The organism is Paenibacillus sp. EKM211P (assembly GCF_011066175.1).
In the GTDB taxonomy this organism is placed as follows: domain Bacteria; phylum Bacillota; class Bacilli; order Paenibacillales; family Paenibacillaceae; genus Paenibacillus; species Paenibacillus polymyxa.
Map to the genome: position 1 here is coordinate 36,900 of NZ_JAAMNS010000011.1, position 21,908 is coordinate 58,807.

A 21,908-nucleotide genomic window follows, 5' to 3' on the forward strand; every position below is an offset into this window, starting at 1 on the left:
TGGGGGTGGTGATTGTGTAGCATGGCGAGAGAGCGAAGTCCTGAGCGGGACAAAGCAAAACAGATGTGGCTGGAGAGCGGAGGAGCGATGAAGCTAAAAGACATCTCCGCCGCTCTTTCTGTTCCTGAGGGAAGGGTCCGCAAATGGAAGTCTATGGACCGCTGGCAGGATGAATTGAAAGGGAACGTTTTTGATTCCTCCAATGGGAACGTTCCAAATGGAACGAAAGGGAACGCTCCTAATCCAAGGGGAGCGCCAAAGGGGAATAAGAACGCTGTTGGCAATCGCGGCGGTGCTCCCCCAGGTAACCAAAACGCCAAGGGGAATAGTGGTGGACCGGGCGGTCCCTATCGCAACAAGAAGGCCCTCAAGACAGGGATGTATGAAACTATCTTTCTGGATGCCTTGGAGGAAGACGAGCAAGAGCTGTTTGATCAGATCGATACTTCTCCTTTGGCACAGCTCAACGAACAGCTTATTATGCTGTCTATCCAAGAGCGACGGCACATGCGCCGAGTCAAGCAGCTTGAAGCTGGCCTGACCGACGAGGAAAAGAAGATCAAACAGGAGCTGCACCAGCGCAAGGACAAGGTTCCTTACACTAGCCCGAAAACAGGGAAGCAGATCAATCTGTCCGTTGAAACCGAAGGGATGAAGGTCACGGAAATTACGACCGTCACTACTTCCAAGCTGGATAAGATTTTGAAACAGGAAGAAGCACTGGTCAAAACCCGTGATAAAAAGCTTCGGGTCATTAACCTTATTGCCAGCTTGCAGCAGGAGGAAGAAAAGCTGGAGATTGCTCGCGAACGGCTGGAGCTGGAGAAACGTAAGTTGTTAGGCTATGGCGGCGCGGAAGGGGATGAAGACGACGAAGACGATGAGGAAGATGACGACGAATGGTAATTACTCTTGCTAAGGAGCATCGAAAAAGAGCCAAGCGGCGGCTAAGGGATCGGCCTGGAAAGTTAGACGAGCTAAAGAGGATCCTAGCCGATTTTGAACAGTTCTGCTGGCGTATGCTCAAGATCAAGACGAAGAGCGGCCACATTATGCCGCTGACGCTCAATGATGCTCAACGGACATTCGTCCGTGAAGTATTTAGGCAGATCGAAGCTGGCAAACCTGTCCGTATTATCATTCTTAAAGCCCGGCAGATGGGTTTTTCCACTGTCACTGAAGCGCTGATCTATTATTTCACTTCACTACAAGAGGCGAAGAACGCCTTTATTGTCGCGCAGTCTTCTGATGCCTCTAGCAACTTGTACGATATGTTCCAGTTCTATTATGAAAAGGTGCCGGCAATCATCAAGCCAATGAGCCGAAAAAACAATGCTAAGAAACTCACCTTTGAAAATCCAACGATCCGGACGGCAGACCGTCGGAAGAATCCGGGGCTCAAATCAAAGATCACTGTACAGACTGCGGAAAGCCGGGTGCTTGCCCGTTCGGACACAATCCATTATCTGCATGCTTCAGAAGTGGCGTTCTGGCCAGCCAAGAAGAAAAAGAAGCATCTATTGTCCCTACTGGCAGCCTTGTCCAAGGAACCGGGAAGCTTGGGCGTGATCGAATCTACCGCCAATGGCATGGAAGAGTTCAAAAAAATGTGGGATGCAGCCGTTAAGGGCGAGAGTGATTTTACTCCGCTCTTTTTTGCATGGTTTGAAATGCCTGACTATCGCAAGCCGGTACCGCCAGGCTTTGAGTTAATTGAAGAAGAACGGGAGCTGAAAGCAAAATATGGTTTGGACGACGAACAATTGCAGTGGCGGCGGTATACCATTCGGAACGATTGCGGTGGCGATCCGCGGCAGTTTGACCAGGAGTATCCTTCTGAGCCCGATGATGCTTTCTTACTGTCCGGTGAGGGCATCTTTGATAACAAATTCATCAAGCAGTTACGGGATGGAATCAGTATCATTGGTAGTCAATACGAGATCGATTTTGTTAAAGACAAGATCATCCCGACGCATGCTGGCGAGCTGGTCATCTATCGGCAGCCGGAGCAAGGAAAAAGGTACATTCTAGCGGCTGATACTGCTAAGGGGAAGGAAGACGGCGACTATGATGCTGCTTACGTAATTGAGGAGCGCACAGGTGAAATGTGCGCAGCTCTGCATGGCAAATGGGACACCGACTTGTATGGTAAAAAGCTGAACACGCTTGGTTTGTATTACAACACGGCACTGTTGGCCGTGGAGAACAACAACACTGGGGAATCCGTCCTGAATACGTTATTCAATACTTGCCACTATCCGCTGTTGTTCATGCACAAGAAGAGTTTAGGCTGGAACACCAACCAAGCAACGCGCCCAGTGATGATCAGCGACTTCAAGGAAGCGATCCGCGATCAACTCTACGACATCTATTGCCCAGACTTGTACAGCGAGTGCATGACGTTAATAGATAAGAATGGCAGAGCTGAGGCAGACAGCGGGTGCCATGATGACAGAATCTTGGCGTATTCCATTGCGTTGCAGGTCCGTCAGGTGGCTGATAAATGGTTTGAATGGTTTGAAAAGAAACAGCAGCAGCGGGCAGAGAGGTCCCGTGATGATTACAACGAGGAAGTGGGGTGGATTTAAACAATGAGTGAAGGAAATGCACAATGGTTTCAGATCAGCAAAGCAGACGAGGAACGGCATATACCGTCCAGCGCTCAATTGCCGGATTTATTTGACGATCTGTACGATCTTCACGGTCTGTTACCCTTTGCACTTGGTAATGACCCTGCTTCCTGTAAGCTGCTGGTCAAAAACTCCAACATCATACCGCAATGCATAGAGGCATACAAACGCAATATCGCTGGTTATGGTATTGCTCTAGAGTATTTGCCGGGCGAGAGTGATCAGACAGCCAAGGCCGAGTGGGATAAGGCTGAGAAGTTTCTTGAAACTTGCAATCTGGAGGATACCCCGGACGAAATCATCAGCCAGTTGATTGACGATTTGGAAAGTACGGGGATGGCTCATGTCGAGGTAGCTTGGCCTGTAGGTTCGGAGTTCCCGACTATCTTCCGGATGAACCCGAAATATGTCCGCTGTACGAAGGAAAGTAACAAGGCGACTATCAAACGCAAGAGGCGTATCAGCTCCACAAAGCAAGTAGAGGAGTTTTCACAGGAGATTTACGCCCGACGTTATGCTATGAAGCGCAATACATCTGTTGTGTGGTTCCGGCTGTTTGGGACGGAGGCAGATGAAGGTAATGTTGAAAATCAGATCATCCCGCTGCGCATTGGTCATGATGGGCCCTATGGGGAGCCGCGCTGGTTTGGCAATGCGCCTGGTGTTGTCGGCAGCCGTGAAGCTGAGGAATTGAATGTGAATTACTTTAGCAACGGACGCATGTTGTCCATGATTTTGACCGTCACCAATGGTCGCCTTACCAAGCAATCAATGGAACTCCTTAAAAATGTGAAAGGTTCCAACTCACAGGGCGGCATTCTTTATTTGGAGGCAAAAGGGGAAGAAACAGGCGGCCCGATGGATGAGAAAGTCGAGAAGGTTGCTATAAAGCTGGACAAGCTGAATGACCTTCTACAGCAGGATGCCTTGTTCCTGGAATACGGGAAGGAAAAAAAAGCTGATATCCTGTCCGCTTTCCGTTTGCCGCCTATCTTGGTCGGGCAAAGCTCGGACTACAATCGGGCGACTGCAGATGCCGCGCTACGGTTTGCTGAGGAGCAGGTTTTTGAGCCATACCGCAAGTGGATCATGGCAGAGATATTTAATAAACGCCTGTTCCCGGCTATGGATATATTCCGGGTACGGGCTGTTTTGCGGGGGCCGAAGATCATTGATCCTGCGGATCGCAAGGCTATGCTGGACTTTATCGCTGACCGGGGCATTATGCTGGTGCGGGATCTGATTCCGATTGCCGAGGATGTACTCGGCACAACGATTGATGAGACCAAGTTCAGCGAGGAATACCTGGATACGCCTATTGCCCAGCTCGCAGCCAGTCAGCCAGCACTGCTTGAGCCAGAGCCTGACACAGACACAGACGACATGCAGAATCGTATCGCTACAATTGCCAAACGCTTGTTAAAACAGGCTGACAAGGAGGCAGCTTTGCATGTGTGAGTCCTGTTGGGCGCTGATTGCCAAAGCTGACGATGACGAATTTCTTGATAGCCTTGAGCTGAGCTATGTTGAGCGTAAGGTACTTGAGGAATTGTACAAGCAGGGCGAGGACAAGATCATTGAGATTTTGGAGCTACAGGGGCAAGCCCTTCATGATGCCATTTCGGAACTAAGCGAGGATGCCCTGGGTGATATCGGGGAGCTGGGTAAGGTACTTATTGCCTTGCATACCACGGATGTATTCGCAGAACTGTTTGAGCAAGCCATACAGGAGGCTTTTGAACCGCTGTTTCATTTGGCCGGGGAAACAGAGCTGTCCGCGTTGGACAAGGAAAAGGTCTGGAGCACCAGCAACAAGGCTGCTGGCCGTTTTACTAAGAAGCTTAAAAAGTTGGTTCCTGATATGAACAAAACTTCTACGGATGTGTTGCTGCGTAGCTTCGGCAAAGCCATTGAGGAAGGGGCTACACCTTCCGAGCGTGCATTACTAGTGCAGGAAGTTAGTGCTCAAGCGGCCAGCGGGGAAGATGGTCCATTTAGTATGCAGCGTGCGCAGCGGGTATCACGTACCATGAGCACAGCAGCCGCCAACGGTGGCAAGTTAGAGGGCTGGAAGCAGTCGGAGATTGCCAAGGGAAAGAAATGGCGGTCTGCTGCTGGCACACGTACCCGCAAGAGCCATCGCAAGGCCAATGGTCAGGTGGTTCCGTTGGACGAACCGTTTAAAGTTGGTGACAGCAAACTGATGTATCCCGGCGATCCGTCCGGTGAGGCAAAGGAAATCGTAAACTGCCGCTGCACGATGCAGTTGGTACTCGATTAATTATGAGGGGAGGTGAAAGAGAATATGACCTTTAAATTGAAGGATGCAAAGATTACTCATATTTCGCTGGTTGATAAGGGCGCCAATGGTGTACCGTTTGCAATCATTAAATCTACCGGGAAAAATGCCATCCAGAAGCAAGTACAGATTGCCAAGGTTGACGATGCCAAAAGGGTTGTAATCGGCGTGGTATACCAGCCAGACGTGACTGACGCTCATGGGGATCAGATGGATGCGGAGGAAATTGAAAAGGCCGCGCATCTCTTCATGGAGAAACAGCACACCTACAACATCGATAAACAGCATGATCTAGATACGGACAAAGGCTATGTAGTCGAATCCTATATTGCTCCTTGTGACATGGAGATCGGTGAACAAACTATTATTAAAGGCTCCTGGGTTGCCGGGGTAAAGGTAACGGATGACGACACTTGGGCTGATATTCAGAAAGGCGAGATTACCGGCTTCTCGATGTGGGGTGTCGGTAAGCGGGAAGAGATCAAGGAAGACGGGGAGGTATCCAAAGGGCTCTTGAGTAAAATCGTTAAAGCGCTCGGTGCAATGGGATTGATTGAAAAAGGCGCAGTCGCTGACAAATACAATAAGAACCGTAAGAACCGCGAATTTTGGGCTGCTCAGGATGCCTTGAATGCGGTTCTTTTTCGTTGGGATAGTTGGGAGAGCGGCATGGAGAGTGACCCTCAATTAATCCGCGAAGCCCTTCAGGACTTTGTGGACATCGCTCAGGAAGTGCTCATTCAAGAAGATATTGTTAAGGCAATCGGTAGCCCACCTGAGAAGATCGCCAAAGCTGGGAAGAAGATTTCTGCGGACAATCTGAAACACATTGATGATGCCATTGCTTCATTGACCGAATTAAAAACAAAAACTGCTCCTGCTGAAGAAGCTGAGCCTAAGGAGGACGACGATTTGAACACAGAAGATATTGCAAAGGCTGTACAAGCTGCCGTAGCACCAATTGCCAAACAGGTAGAGGCCCTGTCGACGCAAGTTACTGAATTAAAGAAGCAAGAAGGGGCGGAGTCTGGGCAGCCAGCGGGAACAGAACCACCTGCTGAACCGCAACCAAACGAGCTGACTGACGCGATACAAAAGGCACTAGCACCGCTGACTGAGCAGGTCCAAGCGCTGGCTACTGACGTACAAGTTGTAAAGAACAGCCGTGGTGGTTCCGCTCAAGGCGGTATCGTAGACGAAATTCAAAAATCTACTGGCGGCGTAAGCTTCGGCGGCCTGCTTTAATACCATGAAGGGAGACAAGCAAATATGAGAACAAATGGACAAATCATTCAAAAATCTGCCATCGTTACACCGATGGACCAGACTGCTCTTACTTACGAGCAAGTAGAAGCATTCATGGCGATGGCGTACGAAACTACGGAGTTTTTGAAAGGTATTCGCACAATCAATCGTAAAAGCGCCAAAGGCACAATTGATAAAATTGGTGTAACTGGTCGCAACCTTCGGAGCAAAGTGGAGAATGTCATGGCCTCGAATACAGCCGCACCTACATTTCCACAGGTGCCTTACGCAGTGGCTCCAGTAGTTCTTCCATTCGAAATTACGGAGGAATTTATCCGTCAGACTGGGCGCGTACGCGGTCAAAATGCTGAGGAAATCATCCTGGCAGCTATGACCAAAAACTATGGCGATAACATGCAGGATTTGGGCTTCAATGGGGATACAGCCACCGCTAATACCGACCCGGATTATGATTTCTTGAAAATCAATGACGGATGGCTAAAGCTGGCCAAGACCACGGGGAATTATGTCGACTGGACGACGCTCCCAGCTGAGAAAAAGCTCGGTATCTTTTTTGAATTGGAACGGTCCATCCCGACTCGTCTGCGCACTGGTGGGGTATTTAAATACTTCATGCACCCCAACACCTTCAGCGAACGGCTGCAAAAGCTGGCTGAAAAGGATACCAGCGCTTCAATTCAAATTCAAATTATGGGTGCTCAGAAGACAATTAACTCCTACGACGTTGTGGAAGTGCCACACATACCTGAAGGTAAAGTGCTCTTCACATATCACCAAAACTTTGCCCTGGTGAACACCTATGACATGCAAATCCGCAAGACCACGGAAGGCAAAGAGGCTATTTATGCGGATAAACGTTTCTATGCTATTCATTCCGACTTTGATTCCATTTTCGAAGAGCCGGCAGCAGTGTCTTTCGTAGAAGGGGTGACGTTCTGATGGCATATATCACGTACCGAGGAGAGAACACTTCTTTAATGCTTTACGGCATCCGGTTCCCGGCCAAAGTCCCGGTGCAGGTTGAACAAGGTGAGGTCGTTAAAAAGCTACGTGAACGCTCGGATTTTGATATCAAGGAAGATAAGGTTATTCCGCTGGAAGACCTGACCCTCGTCCAACTTAAAGACAAGGCTAAGGCTGCCAACATTGAAGGATTCGGCAGCATGAACAAGTCTGATCTAATTGCTGCTTTACGTGGCGGTGGTAAGCCTTCCGATAATACGCCACCTGCAGATGATCCGTCGAAACCGGAAGGGGCTGACGGTAAAAGTGCTGACGCCAACAATCCTCCAACAGCGTAGCCGGGTAACCCCGATCCAAGAGGCACCGGCTGAGCTGCTACAGCAATACATTGATGACGCGCAAGTACGTATTGAACTGTATCTGCCAATTCCCTTCCCGGCCGAACCTGATAAGCAGATTATGCTGGCTTGGACCAAGCTGGCGGAGGGATTGGCATTGCAGGACAGCGAGGAATATCTTGCATCCGTGGCGCGTAATTATGCGTCCGAGAGCGATGGTGCTTGGACGTACACCCGTCAGGCTGTGGAAGGCAAAACAACGGGTAATGCTGATGTGGACGCTATCCTGTTTCTGTGGGTGAAAAAGCAGACTGGACCGGATGATGGTAACATCACTGCATACGTGCTATGAATCACCGGTTTAAAACGCCATTGGCCGTGTATCGTGTTGGTCAAAAACGAGATGATGACGACCTATTCGACGATCGGAAATCCGGTAAGATAACTGACGTAAAATGCTTTGTCGTGACAACTACGACGGAAGCCAAAGCAGATTCTAAGCCGGTAATGTACATCGTCAAAAAGACGATAGGTATTCCGAAACAAGCTGACGTTAAACTAAGTGACGAAGTGGTGCTGCTAGGCCGCCGATACCTGGTGATCGACTCCATTCCGCGTCGTTACTGGCGCGAGCTGCTTGTAACATGTGAGGTGAAGGGAAATGACCGTTCATGATTTCGATGGACTGGCCCGGCGGTTCCGTCGTATAGCTGATGAAGGGATGGAACGTATTTTGCGTAACATCGCGGAGGCAGCCGGGGAAACACTGCTCAATCTAATCATTGATGAAATTGACCGTCAGGGCTTGATCGACACCGGGGCCATGTGGCAGTCCTTTTCCCGTGGCGACAATAATAACGTGTGGGAATGGGATGTAGACCGCAATGCGATCACGCTGGAGCTTGGTTCCAACCTGCCTTATGCACAATTGGTCAATGATGGCTACACCATTGAGAAGAAACATTTTGTGCCGGGTTACTGGAGTGGTGGCGGCTCATTTGTCTATGATCCGTCTGCCAAGACTGGGTTTATGGCAAAGCCGCGCAGCTTCATCGGCAGGCATTATTTTGATATTGCTGTGGAGCACCTTGAGGGAGGAATGAACCAACTCATCATGCGGCGGTTAGAGGTTGAGCTGGAAAGGATGTTGCGCTGATGATGGATGTTGGTTTAAAAGCCTGGGCCGAGATCGTGCGACGGGTGTATCCTGAACTTTCTATCTTGCGGGATCGGTCTAAATGGCTGGCTGGTGATTTTAAACTGCCTGCCGTGTTTATCGAGACGGATCTTGTTTCGGACAAGGTTCACACGCCGCGAGCTGATCGGATCATTGAAGATGTGGGGCTGGTGTTCCACTATGACAAGGAACGAGCGGACGAGCAGGACGAGGGGGAGCCTATACCGCTTGATCTTGACCCGTTGTTCCTCTACTTGCGGCAGCAACGGTTTAACGTAGCATCCAAGCGTTTTGGGGTTGTGCTGGTCATTGAGCCGCCACGGACCCGAAAAAAGGCCGACCAAGTAGAGGTCACCTTTAGGTACTCGTATTTGCTCAGTGTACCGAAGCCACTGGTCAATGACGATGGCAGCACAATTCAGAAGATTAACAATTTTTATATCAGTCACAACGGGGAGGAATTTGACGCATGACTGACGATTTAAACAAACGAAATAAGCAGGAATGGATAGAGAGCGCAGCGATCTTGAAGGCAGAGCCTTACGAGATTGCGGGCGCTCTTTTTGATTGTGCTGCTGACGTTTTACTTTCGCGGGCAGAAGTGGAGCGAAGACTGGATGCGTATTTGCATCCGGTCAAGGAAGCCCCTGCTTCTGTGCCTGTTAAACCAGAAGTACCACAAGTGAAAAAACCAAAGGAGGAAACGCCAAATGACAATTCAGCGGGTTAGGCCCAGCGCGTACATTGAATTGCTAGTAAAGGCACGGTCTCGGGTTGTTCCAACAACTGGCCGCGTACTCATTCCCTATCAGGCCGAATGGGGCGCGCCAAACCAAGCCGTAGATATGGCTGAAGATTCAGAGCGCCTAAAGGAGTCCGGCAAGCTTGTTGATGTACTGGAACTTGCTGCCGAAAGCGGGGCGACTGTTATCGGCTACCGGGTTACAAACGGGGAAGAAAAGGCTGCATCTGTCGCTGTTACTGACAGCTACACTATTGAGGCGCGTTATCCAGGAACACGAGGCAACGACTTTGAATATATGGTGCGTCCTGCATTAATAGACGACACCAAAAAGGAGATCGTGGTCCGCGACACTAAAGGTATCTATGATACTGAAACGTATTTAGTGGCTGACAAAGCCGCTGCTGTGGAAGCTCTTAAAAAGTCCGCTATGGTCCGTTTTAAAGATACTGGAGCTGCTGTCCTTGCAGACGTGGCTTACACCAAATTGGATGGCGGTACAACTGGCACGGCCACATTGGCAGCGACCGACTGGAATCGCATATTCAACCGGGTGTACGGCCTGACGTTTGATACTATTTATCTTTCCGCTATTGATCCGGCTGTACAAGCTTCCGCCAAACAATGGTTGCTGGATCGCCGTGATAAGGGCCACAAGCTGGCGACGTTGGTTGTCGCTGGCCCGGCAGCTACGGACGGCGACATTGAGGCGCACAACGCACGTTCACGGGCCATGAATGCCCGTTATGTAATTAACTGTTCGTTGGCTGGTGAACACACCAGCGGCAAGACCTACACATCCGTCGAATGGGCTGCATGGGTGGCTGGGCTGGTTGCGGGTACACCTGCCAATAAGTCATTTACGGGTGTTGAAGTGCCTATGACATTGGCAAAAGTGGACTGGAGCCACACTGAGGCACTAAAAGGACTGGCAGAGGGAACGCTGATGGCTACACGAGATGGTTACAAATATATTATCGAATCTGCTATTAACACTCTGACCACGATCGGACCAAATGAGCGTGAGGACTTTGGGAAGATTCGCGTATCCGCTACGATTGACCAAGTAATGAACGATATCTACGAAGCGGGCAAGCGTTGGAAGGCCAAGCTGGATAACGACAAAGAAGGCCGCGGCATGTTTATTGCTGCTGTGTTGGAATATCTCAAAATCCGTGCTCAGCAGAAGGCCATTGCAGACAAATTCAGTTTTGCAGAAAACCCTGATAAGACAAGTGAAAATGATTATGCATATTTCAAGCTCGGCGCCAAACCGCTTGATGCTATCGAAATTTTCTATACTGACTGGGAGGTGGAATAATAGATGGAACGCGAACTTATTGGACGAAATCTCTCGTTACAGGATGACAACGGTGAGGACGTACAGACGGTGAAAGAAGTGGAAGTGCTACTGAAACCAGAAAACTTGGACATTGTTCGAGCACGGCGCATGGCTAAAACGAAGCAACTCACAGGATACGAAATTTCAGTTAAAATTGTCATGTCAAAACTTGAATCGCGATTGCGGTACCGACTGCTGGACGACTTTAAAGCAGGTCGTACAATGTTTCTTCCTCGTATTACAGGTTCCTTGGAAGACCGTATCACGGGCAACACGGAACGTGTCCTTATCACAGGGATTCACATTCATGAGGAAATAGATATTCTTGTCGCGAAAATTGATGATAACAATGGTATAGACATTACCTTGTCGGGTACAGCAACGGATTTCGATTTCGTTGACAAGTTTCCGGATTACATGGCTTAAGTGGAACAAAGGGTTCTTTTCCGCAATGTTGATAGGCCTTTAGCAAAGATGGTCTAAAAAAATATGAATATTCATATTAGTTTTACAAGTTTTGATTTCATCCATGAAGTAGCCCATAAAAAATTCGAAAATCTAGCGATAATTTTACCAAAAGCTATTTATATTTGGATATATATTCTATATAATAGGTGTGTATTCCAAATATGAAAGGATGATGTAAGGTGAAAAAGAAACTATTGATTGGACTTTTAACTGTTGCAGCATGCTTCTCTTTAGGATCGACATCATTTGCTTCTCCGGCTGCCGCCGCCGCTCCAGATTCTCAAGCCGCAATTACGCAAGGGGTTACTACGAACGCAGTTATCAGTCGATTAACTCTTAAAGTAGGCGAATCGAGGTATCTGACTGGTTCAAGTTTTTGGATTAGTGGGGATCAGGGGGACAATAACCCAATCTATCTCAATGTTGATGGTCTAGTAGTTGGTCTGAAGCCTGGAGTCGCTTTGGTTGTGGCTGATCTACCAGATGGATCGGGGCAAATTGAGTATTACATTACTGTAAAATAATAAATTCCTAGATCATTTAAGCCTGTAGACTGACTCCAATAGGAGTAGTTTGCAGGCTTTTTACATGCAGTGATTATTCAAAATACCTGTGTTTTGATGAAAGAAGACTAATAAATTGGAGGAATCACAATGAGCGACAAATTACAAAAATATCTTGCGGCTGGCACGGCGGCGGCAAAGCCGGAACAAATCGAAGTGGAAGTGGCAGGAGATAAATGGTCTGTACGTCGTTTGACGACAATGGACATCCGACGTTGCTATGATGTGGCATTTAATGACGATGGTTCACCAAAGGAAACGTTCAATGAAATCGACGCTATGATTGTGCGGGCGACTGACCATGACTTCGACTGGAACAACATAGAGCTTCTGAAAGCTTACAACTGCATAAACAAGAATGAGTTGCCGCCACGAATGTTCAGCAACCCAGACCATTATGCAATCCTCAGCAAGGCGGTACGTAACTTCCAAGAAACTAAGGAAGAATTGCTGAAAGAAGCAAAAAACTCATACGGCAAGACGGAGAAGCAAGCTGGATAGCTCACTTTTGGGTGAACCAGAAAAAACTGCCTTCTGAGGTCTTGCCATATGAAATAGATGAACAGCGCCAGTATTATTTTTGCCTGGCTGCGTCGATGATCGCTGAGGAAGAGATGGCGCGTCTAAATAGGAAATAACCATGTCGAAACAGGAAGGGGGTGGGAACAATAGCAACTAAGTCAGTTACGGTGCCATTTGAGGCACGGGATATGATAACCGGCGCTGTCCGAAATATGCGTCGTATGCTTCAGGGCGCTCACGATGATCTGATGAATTTTCGTCGGGCTTCGGGCAACATGTTTGATGATTTTGTATCCGGTAGCCGCCGGGCGAGGGAATCTGCGGACGATCTAGGCAGACGGATCAATGGCGCGTCCGATGAAGTACGGCGTATGAATCAGATCCACTTGGACGATATCTTTCGTCGTGCACGTGCTGGAGCTGATGATCTTAGGCGTTCTGCTGATCGTGCAGACGCGGATATCCGCAGCATTCGTGATGCTAATGTGAAATTACGTGCTGAGGATTCTATAAGTCCAGTCGTTGACCAGGTATCTGACAAGATTTCAGCCTTGGCAGCTTTGGCGGGCGGGATTATGCTCGGTAGCGGTGTGAGTGATTCTATGTTTGGAGGCGTGTCCGATTACAGCCGTGAGGCGGCGCGAAGTGCAGCTTACATGCCCGAGAACATTCGTCAGCAGAGTCTTAATACGGTGGATGACTTGGTTAAAAAGGCCATTATTCCAGATCGTATAGAAGGAACCCGGCAACTTGCCGATGCAGCTCCTCTAGTACAGGACAAATCCAAGATGAGTGACTTCGTAAGTGCGTCTGCTAAAATCCAATACATTCGCCCGGATGCCGGAGCTGAGGAAGTACAGCGGGCGTTGTCTCAAGCGTCGAACAGTTTTAAAGAATCCTACAGTCAAGTGGCAGATTCAATGATGTATGCCTATAAGGAAGTAGGTGACAAACAACAGGACCTGTTCGATACGTTTTGGGAATACAGCCCATATTTCTCCAGCAGCGGCACCGACTCAGAGCAAATGAGTAATTTTCTAACACAGACGGTGAAGGGTGGGGCCTTTAATTTCGACAAGCCTGCCGACTTTTTCAAGGAGACGTTTGGTGTCAAAGCTCTGAATACAGGGGATATGGCGAATTACTTTACAAGTCGTGGGGCAGGGAAGGATGAGGCCCAACGTCAGGCGACGGCTTTCACAGACGATATCAATTCAGGTGACAAACAGCGTGCGCAAGGAGCCATAGCCGCATTGGTTGGTGATTTGGCTAGTCAAACGCGGAGCCAACTAAAACAATCCCTTGTAACTTTGGGTTCTGGCGCTGGTGAAGACAACGCTGATTCCATCCTGAAGACGTTCGGAACAGCGTTTCAAAAAGCACCAAACATGAAGGGCACTACTGATAATTTGCTTCGTAAGCAGCAAGCTGCTGACCCAATGACTGAAATGAAGCAAACTCGCGCTGAAATGAGCTTGCAAATGCAAGAGATTGGAACCAACATTGCTCAGGCAGCCCTTCCAGCTTTTAAGGAGTTTAACGCCTTGCTAGTGCAGAATAAGGACAACATTCAAGCGCTCGGTACTGGAATAACCAGTGCGATAACCGGAGCGACTAGCTTCTATAAAGATCATTTTAAAGCCATAAATACTGCCTTAATCGGGTTGGCTGCTGTACTGGTAGCTAAAAAATTATGGGCCTTTGCACAAGGAGTAAAGAAGTTCAACGATGATCTTTCAACTGCCGCTAAATGGGTAGGAGAGAAGGGAAAAGCGGGGGCAAATGCCACAGGCAGAGGAGTCAAAGCCGGTTGGAATTGGATTCGACGGAAACCTCCTGAACCTCCAGCTCCACCACCTGAAGAAACCCCAGCCCAACGAGCTGCCCGAATACGGGAGCGGATGGGCGGACGCGGTATTAGACGCCAATTGAGTGGAAACCGTAACCCTGTCGATGATCGTATTGGCGGTTTACGCTCTATCGCTTCCATGACTGTTAACGCTACGAAAGTCTATATAAATGGCTCTGTGTCTAGTGGCGGAGACGGCGGGGCAGGTGATGGTGGTGGCGATGGGGGCGACCAAGACAGAGATCGCCGCCGTAGACGAAACCGTCGTGGAGGGCGTAGGGGAGCGGGAGGCGGTGGCGGTAGACGTCGTATACGTATTAATGGTCCCCGTCCCACTCCACCAAGTCCACCTAACCCGAACCCAAGCCCAAGGGGATCGCGTGACAATCCTTATCGTATTCGTCGTCCAGCTCCACCAAATCCACCGCCACTACCGAGTCCGCCATCTGGCGGTGGCCGTCTGCGAGGTTTCCTGAAAGGAGCAGGCAAAGCGGCTAAAGTTGGCGGTATCGTTGGTACGGTTGCAAGCGTAGCAGCCGGTGCATATGACCTCTACCAAGCATCCAAGGATAAGGGATTGCGTGAGGCTGTATCTACGCAAGGCGGCGCGATGGTTGGCGGCGTGGCTGGTGGTGCTATTGGCGGGGCTTTAGGGTCTGCTCTTGGACCACTCGGCACAATGGCCGGTGCATACATCGGAAACATTGTCGGTGAAAAGATCGGGAAATTTGCCGATGAAAGCGGATTGACCCGGAAAGTGGTGGATGGTGCGGTTGGAATCTTTAATTCTGCCAAGGATACCTGGACTGGCGTGAAGAACTGGTTCACGGGCGACAAGAAGGAAGAGAAGCCCGCCCCCCCTCCTGAAGCAAAAATTACGATCAACAATCTGACTGAGCAGAAGCAGAAGCGTCTTCAGCAGATTGGCGACGATGTGCGCAAAAGCATAGTCGATAAAGGTCTTAAAGAGGGACTAAAAACCGTTGCTGAGCAACCAGAAGTTAAGCAGCGCCTTAATGCACTTAAAAATGCGTGGGGTGTTGTCTGGAAAATGGGTGACAGCAGCAAAGCCCAGAAAAGTATTAAAGATGTAGGAACCGCTTCTAAGAGCAGCGCGGATGAAGTGGCCAAAGGGGCAGCAAAAAATAAACAGAGTTTTAATAGTGTCAGCGCTGCGGCTAAATCGGCCGTGGACAAAACAAGACAGTATTTGTTGTCACTCAAAAATGTTTCATCCCAGGGCAATAGCTGGGGAAGTGATCTTATGTCCCGTTTTATTGCTGGTATGCGCAACCAGTTCCCAACACTATCCTCTGTTGTCAGTAGTGTTGCCGTCGTCCTTAAAAAGATGAAGGATGCGAAAGACGCTAATTCTGGCGGCGGTGGAATTACACCGAAACCTAAGCCAAAACCATATGCTCAAGGTGGATATATCAATCGTCCGCACGTCGGCTTGGTCGGCGAAGCTGGTTCGGAAATGATCATTCCGCTGTCAGCCAGCCGCCGCAGTCGGGGCCGCGAGCTTTGGGAACGAGCTGGAATAATCATGGGTGTACGTCCTTATGCAAACGGCGGCCAAGTCGGACGGCCAAGCCTGATAGGTGCGTCCAGTATGATGCCAATGGCACAGATGCTTAATCCATCAGCTTCGACTGCCCCGAAGTCTGTCAGCATTGAGAATATTAATATTGATTTTGGTGAACTCGCGAAAGGAATAACCAACTTTGTAGAGTTTGCAAAAATGCTTAGTAGTCCGCAAGGTCGAGCTCTGATCCGCAAGGTGGTTGGCGAAGAGGTATTGAAAGCATTAGAGAATGGAGGATAAGCGATGCTGGCACTATCGCAAGGAAAGATCCGTCTTACCTTTCCGATCACCCCGGCAGAGATTCAAATAACTGGAGGCAATGAAGTTGAAGCCTTCACTGTCATAACTGGTCAGGAACGCACAGGGAAACCCGTATCGAAGGTGAAACGGGTCTCTTTTTCTGCAATCCTTCCACGCTATTGGGAAGAGATTTGGGAGACGGATAGCAAACAAACGGTCACCTATAAAACACCAGAAGTAACGTGGAAGCTGCTGGAGCAATGGAAAGGAAAGCCTGTTGTACTTAACTTTGAGAACCTATTTAGTCAAACGATGCTCTTGGAGGGGATGGATCAGACGTACAAGGATGGACAGGGGAATCTTCATGGTAACTATTCATTTGTGGAGTATAAGCCTGTTAAAATCGTCTCTTACTCTAACTCTAAACAGGTTCTCAAGCCTGGAACCGTGATTACTAAACCGTCCAAAAGCCGCCCTAATACTACGGGCAAGAAGGACAAAAAGAACGATAAGAAAAAAGATGATAAAAAAAAGAAGGCCAAGGATAAAAGCAAAAAAGCCAAGGAGGACCCGAACGCTAGGGGCGCTTTTGACTATACCGGTTCCAAAAAGCGAATATCAGACAAGGTTTCCAAGGCGAAAGGGAAGTGATGCATTATGGACGGGTTTGCGGTTGTGTATGGCAAGGAGAACGCCCGGCAAATGCTGACGGATGGCATCGAGGAAGTGTCCTGGTCCTCTGGCCGGGATGAGATTGCCCGCAGCGCTACGGTACGACTTCGCAATGCGAGCAATATAAAGGTAGCTGGTATGCTGATGTGCTTTTCGCAAAAGGTCGGTGGTGCATTATATCATCACAAAAACCAATTTTTTCACGGACCTATTATCAAATACGAGCAGGACGAATTTACAGACGCTTGGGAAATTGAGGCGCGGGAGATCGGCTGGTATTTGAGCAAGAACAAGGGTACGAGGCCATACCTTAAAGGCGAGGCTGGAGCGGAGCTGCAACGATACATCAAGAGCACGGGCATTGACTTTCGCTGCCCTGCTCTCGGCTTTAATTTGGACGAGCGTTATGGAACGATGGCTCATTCGGAAATTGTACTAGACGTATTGCAAAAGGCATATGAGCGTAGCGGCTACAGATATTATATAGACCTTGTAAGGACTGAAAAGAGCTTTTATCTGCAAGTGATGCGCGAAGGGACCAATACCAAGGTCCCTATTTTTGTACCCGAACAGATGACCTCCAGCACGGAAGGATACAGCATCGAGGAAACATATACAGTCGTAACCGCACAAAAATGGAAGGATGATAAGATCGCTTCTGCTGTTACTAAAACGGCAGCAGGTGCGTTGAAGGCGATGGGCCGAATGGAAGAGATCATTGAAGTTGGTGAGGATGAAAAGCCGGAGACCATCGCTGCTCAGCGGTTAAAGGTTTTGTCTGCTGCCAAACAGATCAAGAAAATTACAGTTCGGCACACGGACCATACGTTATCCGGCTTGCGTTCCGGTTGGCTTGTCCTGACTAGGACCGATCATACTTCAAAATGGATTGTCGTCACGGCTGATAGCAGCTACAAGAATGGAACATATACCGTAACGCTGGAATTGGAAAGGAGGGAATAGCCGTGCTGAATGAAGCGCTCAAGCTTCTAAAAGATCAAACCAAAGACAAAATCGACGCACGGGACACCGAAAGGGCTACGCTTCTAAGTTGGCCAGGTAGTCCGTCAATAGAGGTGGATGGTGACCTTACTCCCTATCCAGCGGATAAACTGGTGTTTGCTGAGTATTTGTTGGATCGGGAAGTTAAAGCGGATTTCATAGCTGCTGAATATCTGGAGGGCAATGAAGCCAAAGGCAGCGTTACAGGCGTATTGGCTAACGGTGTAGTTTACGAAACAGGTGAGCCATACAAGCAGACCCCTCGCAGCTCGTTACGTGGCAAGCTGGTTATTCCAAGCCCTTTGCAGGTCGGAGATCGCCTGATTGTCTCCAGGCTGAGCGGTCAGCGGTATTATGTTCACGGGAAGGATGTGGGTGGACATGGCTGATGAGGAAAGCCTATTTCCCGTTTTGGATCTTTCCGAGCTAGATGAAGTAGAACTGACCGAAACCGTAGCATCTGAAACTAAATGGACGTATGTTATCGACTATCGCACACGGCAGATGGCAACCAACGACGATGGTCGTCCCAAAAAAACAGCTACTTATAGTGAATACCTTGTGCAGACGGCGATGAAAATCCTGAACACCGAGCGGTTTCAATACGTTGTGTACGACGAGGAAATAGGTGTAGAACGGTCTGAATGGGCCAACTGGGAGGATGTCGAGATCAAGCGAGACATCGAGGAAGCATTGACCGCGCATGCTGAAATATCTCAAGCAGAAGTGCTGTCTATGGAACGGGACGGCCAGAACATGTACTTGAAAATTAAATTAACTGGCTTAGCCGGAGAAGCGGAGCTGAAGGAGGCGATTGAACTGTGAATGTGAAATTAACGGATCTGCCGGCACTGCCACCTATGGCAATTTTGGAGGAAACCCCCGAGGAAGTCTATCGCCGATGGGTTAACCGTGCAATTACATTGGCACAGGAAAAAGGCTTGCCCCCGCCTCCTACTGATCCGGGAGAATATTTCTATGATCTGTGGTACCCGATAGCTATGGAATATTCCGAACAGCAGGAACTGTTAACGTATGCTTTCCTTCAGGGCTTCCCCATTTGGGCAGATGGCGAATTTCTGGATGGTCACGGGTGGTCGGATGGAATGCCCCGTAAAGTGGGCGAGGACGATGATACGTACCGATTGCGAATACTTGATCGTGCGTTTACTGAGGAAGGCAGTGGACGTCGTAAGGACTATGAAGCATGGGCGAAGGAACTGGAGGGTGTCGGTGGTGCTGTGGCTGTTGAGAAGGCTCGTAATGATGTATCCATAGATTTGTACCTGACTGACCTGCAGGGCAAACCAGTAACAGAAGAGTTCGCCGCTAAAGTTAAGACGGATTTATGGGAAAGTAAGCGGATTGCCGGGCATGATCTGGCCGTTCATCCTGCCCCAGTGTTCACGTTGCAAGTAGCAGCGAAATTAAATACTGTTCTTCCGCTTACTGAACTGATCGAACCAATCAGAAAGCGCATTGCTGATTATGCTCTTGGCCGTACAAAGCTTGTCTTTAATTACGTTGGTGCTGCTTTGTTGGTCAAAGGCGTGGAGGATTATGAAAATCTTACGCTTAATGGAGCGACCAAAGACGTTGAGGTTCCAGTAACGTCCGTATTACAAATTGAGGTGAACCTGACATGATGCCTCTTCGCTATAGGCAAATGTTGCCCCCGCACATGTATGAGATCGACATGGCCGAGCGGCATTTTGGTGTTATAGAGCTGGTGGTGGATGAGCGTGAAAAGTCGATTGACGATCTTGGAAATCAATTTGTTTTGAAGACCGCTACCTGGTCATTACCCATTTGGGAATGGATATATTTCCGACAGGAGCATGTTGGGACACTGGAGCAGCGCCGTGACGCGATACGTCGCAAACGTTGGGCCAAGCGGCCATTTACGCTGCCTACGTTACGGCTGATCGGTAACAAGTATGGCAATCTGTTGGACGTACAAGAGGATTTTCTCGCTAAGCAAATTCGTTTTGTTTACTCAGTCGAATCGGATTTGGATATTAAAAGCCTGATGGAAGATTTTGAGTACATTCGGCCTGTCCACATCAATAAGGCTTTGCCCTCAATTCACATTGAATTTCATCATGCACATCAGATCCATTCCCGCATACATTTTCGTTCGCGTGTTCGTTTTTTTGGTGGTCGTCCTTGGTATCTGGATGGTGTTGAGTTACTGAGCGGTGCTGCATCCTTGTCTGGATGGACCAACGAGCGCCAGCGATATCGAAACCAGGTGAAGCTCAGGACGCAGCATCAGGAAGAGAATCGACAGGAAAGCGTTGTAAAGGTTCGGCAGAACTATTGGCTGTTGAACGGAAGTGTTCCGCTAGATGGCAGCAGGTTGCTCAGCTCCACAGAGAAAATATCTACAATATAGGAGGTCAATATGGCAGATCAGATTTTAACCATTACAACAGCATACGCTAGGGAGCAGATGGCCCGCGCTCGTGCCGAAGGTGGCACGCTAACCAAGGTGGTCAAAATGGCATTTGGTAGTGGCGGGGTGGATGCAGAAGGCAAGCCGCTGCCGTTGGATGGTACTGAGCAGGCTTTAAAAGCGGAGTTGCTGCAAAAGGATATTACCAGTTGTGAATTCATTGCCCCCGCAACTATTCGTTATGTCTGCTCGCTTGCAGAAAACGAGCTAGCCGGGAAAACGATCAATGAGCTGGCGTTGGTTGATTCGGCGGGCAAGCTAACTGCTGTTCGCACCATGACCAATAAAATCAAGGATGCAGATATGGAGTTTATTTTTGAGATCGATGATATCTACTGATAAGGAGGGATAGATCATGCCAATAAAGCAACCAAGGCGTTTTGTTACCACAGACCAAGGACATGCAGACGTTCTGAATGTATCGATTGATACGCTTTATGAAAACGACCAGGCGTTGGCTGCACAGATTGAAAATATTAAAAACGATCCGGCCGGAAATGACATTGCATCCAAGGCTGCACTGGACAATCACGTCTCTAATACAGACCTGCATGTTACGGCAGCAAAGCAAGCAACATGGAATGCAGCAGAGGGCAACGCCAAGAAGTATACGGAACAGTATGCAGCACCCAAGGCGCATACGCATCCTGCATCGGATTTACCTTCTGCGTCAACACAGGGGCGCGGAATTGTGCAGATTAATACATCGGTAAGCAGCACTTCTACAGATCAGGCAGCCGCGCCGATCGCGGTCAAGACGGCATATGATCGAGCCAATGAAGCATACAGCCGGGCAGACCAAGCTTTTACGCAAGCCGTTGATCTGAAAAATAAAATCGTAGGCGCGATCAACGGCAAGGGAGGAAGCGCCAATACTGATATGACTGCCGATCAAATAGTCGCCTCATTAAATAATATGCCAGTTAAAAAATATGCTAACGGCAATTTAAATCTGTCGATTAGCGGTGAGCCTAATGGGGGACAAACTGCAGCTCTACCTGCCGTCATGACAAGGACATTCCAGCTACCCACAGGATTTAATATAGGTAGGTTGTTCATTCGGGTATCAGCATCCGTCTACGCTATAATTTCGATGAGCAGTGGGTGGAATCAGTTTTCGTTGCCGTCAGGACTTATAACGGTAGCGCCGGATGCACAAGGAGATATCAGCAATACAAACGGGAGTATAGCGGTCAGTTTGTCGGGTACCACTGTAACTGTATTTATCAAGTCTGGAATCTATAGCGGAGCACCTCGCAGATATGAAGCGGGAATATCTTTATGGTGGGCAATCGAATAAGGAGGAGAAAAAGATGACTAAATTTGGAAGACGTATTTTTTATCGGAAAACTACAGGGGAAGTCCTCTTGATTCGTGGAGAAGCACAGGGGGATGTAATCGAATCAACGATCGATGATGATTTCGGTTTTTACCCTGAAATAAAAGCTTTGGACAGGGATCAAGTAGGCGTATTGCAGTTAGAATATGGGCAACACACAGAGGACTTCGCTCTGGCAATTGCTTACCGAGTAGATCCAGCTACACAGAGTATGCTTTTTACTTTTCCAACAGATAAACCCGACGATTCAGTCCCTGTGCCTCAGAAACCTCTCGCGGATCAGGTGGCAGAGCTCAAGACGCGCCAAGATAGCACGGAGGCCGCTATGCTTGCTCTTATGGATGTTACAACCAAATCTTAACGGGGGAGGTGAAATAGATGTATTCATTTTTACTTAACATGTGGACCATGAAAAAAGTTGATGAGCAACGGCTAATTTTGTACACTCCAAAATTT

Annotated in this window: 26 protein-coding genes; all 26 read left to right on the top strand. The window is 48.7% G+C overall.

Going from position 1 to position 21,908, the window contains the following annotated elements; translation table 11 throughout:
• Nucleotides 1-21 precede the first annotated feature (21 nt).
• The 26 genes from G9G57_RS15930 to G9G57_RS16055 all read left to right on the top strand — a co-directional run bounded on the left by G9G57_RS15930 (nucleotide 22) and on the right by G9G57_RS16055 (nucleotide 21,813).
• The gene (locus tag G9G57_RS15930; protein WP_164965214.1) at nucleotides 22-906 is read left to right on the top strand and encodes a phage terminase small subunit-related protein; all 885 of its coding nucleotides are present in this window, start codon (nucleotides 22-24) and stop codon (nucleotides 904-906) included.
• Entirely contained in the window at nucleotides 900-2,588 is a 1,689-nt protein-coding gene (locus G9G57_RS15935) for a DNA packaging protein (RefSeq protein ID WP_164965215.1), read from the top strand. Before G9G57_RS15930 ends, G9G57_RS15935 begins: the two co-directional genes overlap by 7 nt.
• 3 nt (nucleotides 2,589-2,591) lie before the next feature.
• Nucleotides 2,592-4,088 carry a phage portal protein gene (locus tag G9G57_RS15940; RefSeq protein WP_164965216.1) on the top strand — a complete coding sequence of 499 codons (1,497 nt, stop codon included), beginning with the start codon at nucleotides 2,592-2,594 and terminating at the stop codon, nucleotides 4,086-4,088.
• On the top strand, nucleotides 4,081-4,911 hold the full coding sequence (locus tag G9G57_RS15945; RefSeq protein WP_164965217.1) for a phage minor head protein: 831 nt from the start codon (nucleotides 4,081-4,083) through the stop codon (nucleotides 4,909-4,911). The genes G9G57_RS15940 and G9G57_RS15945 overlap by 8 nt, the downstream gene beginning before the upstream one ends.
• 24 nt (nucleotides 4,912-4,935) lie before the next feature.
• On the top strand, nucleotides 4,936-6,174 hold the full coding sequence (locus G9G57_RS15950; protein ID WP_164965218.1) for an XkdF-like putative serine protease domain-containing protein: 1,239 nt from the start codon (nucleotides 4,936-4,938) through the stop codon (nucleotides 6,172-6,174).
• Between the two features lie 24 nt (nucleotides 6,175-6,198).
• A complete protein-coding gene (locus tag G9G57_RS15955; protein ID WP_164965219.1) occupies nucleotides 6,199-7,134 on the top strand; it encodes a phage major capsid protein in 936 nt (311 codons plus the stop codon).
• Nucleotides 7,134-7,496 (top strand): Rho termination factor N-terminal domain-containing protein, encoded by a 363-nt coding sequence (locus G9G57_RS15960; protein WP_164965220.1) that lies wholly within the window; start codon nucleotides 7,134-7,136, stop codon nucleotides 7,494-7,496. Before G9G57_RS15955 ends, G9G57_RS15960 begins: the two co-directional genes overlap by 1 nt.
• Nucleotides 7,465-7,848 carry a hypothetical protein gene (locus tag G9G57_RS15965; RefSeq protein WP_076158954.1) on the top strand — a complete coding sequence of 128 codons (384 nt, stop codon included), beginning with the start codon at nucleotides 7,465-7,467 and terminating at the stop codon, nucleotides 7,846-7,848. Before G9G57_RS15960 ends, G9G57_RS15965 begins: the two co-directional genes overlap by 32 nt.
• On the top strand, nucleotides 7,845-8,171 hold the full coding sequence (locus tag G9G57_RS15970; protein ID WP_164965221.1) for a hypothetical protein: 327 nt from the start codon (nucleotides 7,845-7,847) through the stop codon (nucleotides 8,169-8,171). The genes G9G57_RS15965 and G9G57_RS15970 overlap by 4 nt, the downstream gene beginning before the upstream one ends.
• Nucleotides 8,158-8,652, top strand: a complete 495-nt coding sequence (locus G9G57_RS15975; protein WP_164965222.1) for an HK97 gp10 family phage protein — start codon at nucleotides 8,158-8,160, stop codon at nucleotides 8,650-8,652. The genes G9G57_RS15970 and G9G57_RS15975 overlap by 14 nt, the downstream gene beginning before the upstream one ends.
• A complete protein-coding gene (locus G9G57_RS15980) occupies nucleotides 8,652-9,146 on the top strand; it encodes a hypothetical protein (protein WP_164965223.1) in 495 nt (164 codons plus the stop codon). The genes G9G57_RS15975 and G9G57_RS15980 overlap by 1 nt, the downstream gene beginning before the upstream one ends.
• The gene (locus tag G9G57_RS15985; RefSeq protein ID WP_164965224.1) at nucleotides 9,143-9,403 is read left to right on the top strand and encodes a hypothetical protein; all 261 of its coding nucleotides are present in this window, start codon (nucleotides 9,143-9,145) and stop codon (nucleotides 9,401-9,403) included. Before G9G57_RS15980 ends, G9G57_RS15985 begins: the two co-directional genes overlap by 4 nt.
• Complete coding sequence (locus G9G57_RS15990) at nucleotides 9,384-10,736, top strand: phage tail sheath subtilisin-like domain-containing protein (RefSeq protein ID WP_164965225.1); 1,353 nt, start codon at nucleotides 9,384-9,386, stop codon at nucleotides 10,734-10,736. Before G9G57_RS15985 ends, G9G57_RS15990 begins: the two co-directional genes overlap by 20 nt.
• Before the next feature lie 3 nt (nucleotides 10,737-10,739).
• The gene (locus G9G57_RS15995; protein ID WP_029517829.1) at nucleotides 10,740-11,183 is read left to right on the top strand and encodes a phage tail tube protein; all 444 of its coding nucleotides are present in this window, start codon (nucleotides 10,740-10,742) and stop codon (nucleotides 11,181-11,183) included.
• A 221-nt stretch (nucleotides 11,184-11,404) separates the two neighbouring features.
• Entirely contained in the window at nucleotides 11,405-11,749 is a 345-nt protein-coding gene (locus G9G57_RS16000) for a hypothetical protein (RefSeq protein WP_058830635.1), read from the top strand.
• 129 nt (nucleotides 11,750-11,878) lie between these two features.
• Nucleotides 11,879-12,289: a hypothetical protein gene (locus G9G57_RS16005; protein WP_029517827.1), complete on the top strand. Its 411-nt coding sequence runs from the start codon at nucleotides 11,879-11,881 to the stop codon at nucleotides 12,287-12,289.
• A 158-nt stretch (nucleotides 12,290-12,447) separates the two neighbouring features.
• Complete coding sequence (locus tag G9G57_RS16010; protein WP_238799303.1) at nucleotides 12,448-15,984, top strand: tail tape measure protein; 3,537 nt, start codon at nucleotides 12,448-12,450, stop codon at nucleotides 15,982-15,984.
• 3 nt (nucleotides 15,985-15,987) lie between these two features.
• Nucleotides 15,988-16,635 carry a hypothetical protein gene (locus G9G57_RS16015; RefSeq protein ID WP_164965226.1) on the top strand — a complete coding sequence of 216 codons (648 nt, stop codon included), beginning with the start codon at nucleotides 15,988-15,990 and terminating at the stop codon, nucleotides 16,633-16,635.
• 6 nt (nucleotides 16,636-16,641) lie between these two features.
• Nucleotides 16,642-17,619, top strand: a complete 978-nt coding sequence (locus tag G9G57_RS16020; protein ID WP_164965227.1) for a hypothetical protein — start codon at nucleotides 16,642-16,644, stop codon at nucleotides 17,617-17,619.
• Between the two features lie 2 nt (nucleotides 17,620-17,621).
• Nucleotides 17,622-18,047: a hypothetical protein gene (locus G9G57_RS16025; RefSeq protein ID WP_164965228.1), complete on the top strand. Its 426-nt coding sequence runs from the start codon at nucleotides 17,622-17,624 to the stop codon at nucleotides 18,045-18,047.
• Nucleotides 18,040-18,483: a DUF2634 domain-containing protein gene (locus tag G9G57_RS16030; RefSeq protein WP_164965229.1), complete on the top strand. Its 444-nt coding sequence runs from the start codon at nucleotides 18,040-18,042 to the stop codon at nucleotides 18,481-18,483. Before G9G57_RS16025 ends, G9G57_RS16030 begins: the two co-directional genes overlap by 8 nt.
• Nucleotides 18,480-19,304, top strand: a complete 825-nt coding sequence (locus G9G57_RS16035; RefSeq protein WP_164965230.1) for a baseplate J/gp47 family protein — start codon at nucleotides 18,480-18,482, stop codon at nucleotides 19,302-19,304. The genes G9G57_RS16030 and G9G57_RS16035 overlap by 4 nt, the downstream gene beginning before the upstream one ends.
• Nucleotides 19,301-20,053, top strand: coding sequence for a putative phage tail protein (locus tag G9G57_RS16040; protein ID WP_164965231.1), 753 nt, complete (start codon nucleotides 19,301-19,303; stop codon nucleotides 20,051-20,053). The genes G9G57_RS16035 and G9G57_RS16040 overlap by 4 nt, the downstream gene beginning before the upstream one ends.
• A gap of 9 nt (nucleotides 20,054-20,062) precedes the next feature.
• Nucleotides 20,063-20,452 carry a phage tail-collar fiber domain-containing protein gene (locus G9G57_RS16045; protein WP_164965232.1) on the top strand — a complete coding sequence of 130 codons (390 nt, stop codon included), beginning with the start codon at nucleotides 20,063-20,065 and terminating at the stop codon, nucleotides 20,450-20,452.
• A 16-nt stretch (nucleotides 20,453-20,468) separates the two neighbouring features.
• Complete coding sequence (locus G9G57_RS25925) at nucleotides 20,469-21,413, top strand: phage tail protein (protein WP_238799304.1); 945 nt, start codon at nucleotides 20,469-20,471, stop codon at nucleotides 21,411-21,413.
• Between the two features lie 13 nt (nucleotides 21,414-21,426).
• Nucleotides 21,427-21,813, top strand: a complete 387-nt coding sequence (locus tag G9G57_RS16055; protein ID WP_164965233.1) for a hypothetical protein — start codon at nucleotides 21,427-21,429, stop codon at nucleotides 21,811-21,813.
• Nucleotides 21,814-21,908: the final 95 nt, after the last annotated feature.

Coding starts and splice junctions, on each gene's coding strand:
- G9G57_RS15930 (WP_164965214.1), top strand. CDS start 22: ATGGCGAGAGAGCGAAGTCCTGAGCGGGACAAAGCAAAACAGATGTGG.
- G9G57_RS15935 (WP_164965215.1), top strand. CDS start 900: ATGGTAATTACTCTTGCTAAGGAGCATCGAAAAAGAGCCAAGCGGCGG.
- G9G57_RS15940 (WP_164965216.1), top strand. CDS start 2,592: ATGAGTGAAGGAAATGCACAATGGTTTCAGATCAGCAAAGCAGACGAG.
- G9G57_RS15945 (WP_164965217.1), top strand. CDS start 4,081: ATGTGTGAGTCCTGTTGGGCGCTGATTGCCAAAGCTGACGATGACGAA.
- G9G57_RS15950 (WP_164965218.1), top strand. CDS start 4,936: ATGACCTTTAAATTGAAGGATGCAAAGATTACTCATATTTCGCTGGTT.
- G9G57_RS15955 (WP_164965219.1), top strand. CDS start 6,199: ATGAGAACAAATGGACAAATCATTCAAAAATCTGCCATCGTTACACCG.
- G9G57_RS15960 (WP_164965220.1), top strand. CDS start 7,134: ATGGCATATATCACGTACCGAGGAGAGAACACTTCTTTAATGCTTTAC.
- G9G57_RS15970 (WP_164965221.1), top strand. CDS start 7,845: ATGAATCACCGGTTTAAAACGCCATTGGCCGTGTATCGTGTTGGTCAA.
- G9G57_RS15975 (WP_164965222.1), top strand. CDS start 8,158: ATGACCGTTCATGATTTCGATGGACTGGCCCGGCGGTTCCGTCGTATA.
- G9G57_RS15980 (WP_164965223.1), top strand. CDS start 8,652: ATGATGGATGTTGGTTTAAAAGCCTGGGCCGAGATCGTGCGACGGGTG.
- G9G57_RS15985 (WP_164965224.1), top strand. CDS start 9,143: ATGACTGACGATTTAAACAAACGAAATAAGCAGGAATGGATAGAGAGC.
- G9G57_RS15990 (WP_164965225.1), top strand. CDS start 9,384: ATGACAATTCAGCGGGTTAGGCCCAGCGCGTACATTGAATTGCTAGTA.
- G9G57_RS15995 (WP_029517829.1), top strand. CDS start 10,740: ATGGAACGCGAACTTATTGGACGAAATCTCTCGTTACAGGATGACAAC.
- G9G57_RS16005 (WP_029517827.1), top strand. CDS start 11,879: ATGAGCGACAAATTACAAAAATATCTTGCGGCTGGCACGGCGGCGGCA.
- G9G57_RS16015 (WP_164965226.1), top strand. CDS start 15,988: ATGCTGGCACTATCGCAAGGAAAGATCCGTCTTACCTTTCCGATCACC.
- G9G57_RS16020 (WP_164965227.1), top strand. CDS start 16,642: ATGGACGGGTTTGCGGTTGTGTATGGCAAGGAGAACGCCCGGCAAATG.
- G9G57_RS16030 (WP_164965229.1), top strand. CDS start 18,040: ATGGCTGATGAGGAAAGCCTATTTCCCGTTTTGGATCTTTCCGAGCTA.
- G9G57_RS16040 (WP_164965231.1), top strand. CDS start 19,301: ATGATGCCTCTTCGCTATAGGCAAATGTTGCCCCCGCACATGTATGAG.
- G9G57_RS16045 (WP_164965232.1), top strand. CDS start 20,063: ATGGCAGATCAGATTTTAACCATTACAACAGCATACGCTAGGGAGCAG.
- G9G57_RS25925 (WP_238799304.1), top strand. CDS start 20,469: ATGCCAATAAAGCAACCAAGGCGTTTTGTTACCACAGACCAAGGACAT.
- G9G57_RS16055 (WP_164965233.1), top strand. CDS start 21,427: ATGACTAAATTTGGAAGACGTATTTTTTATCGGAAAACTACAGGGGAA.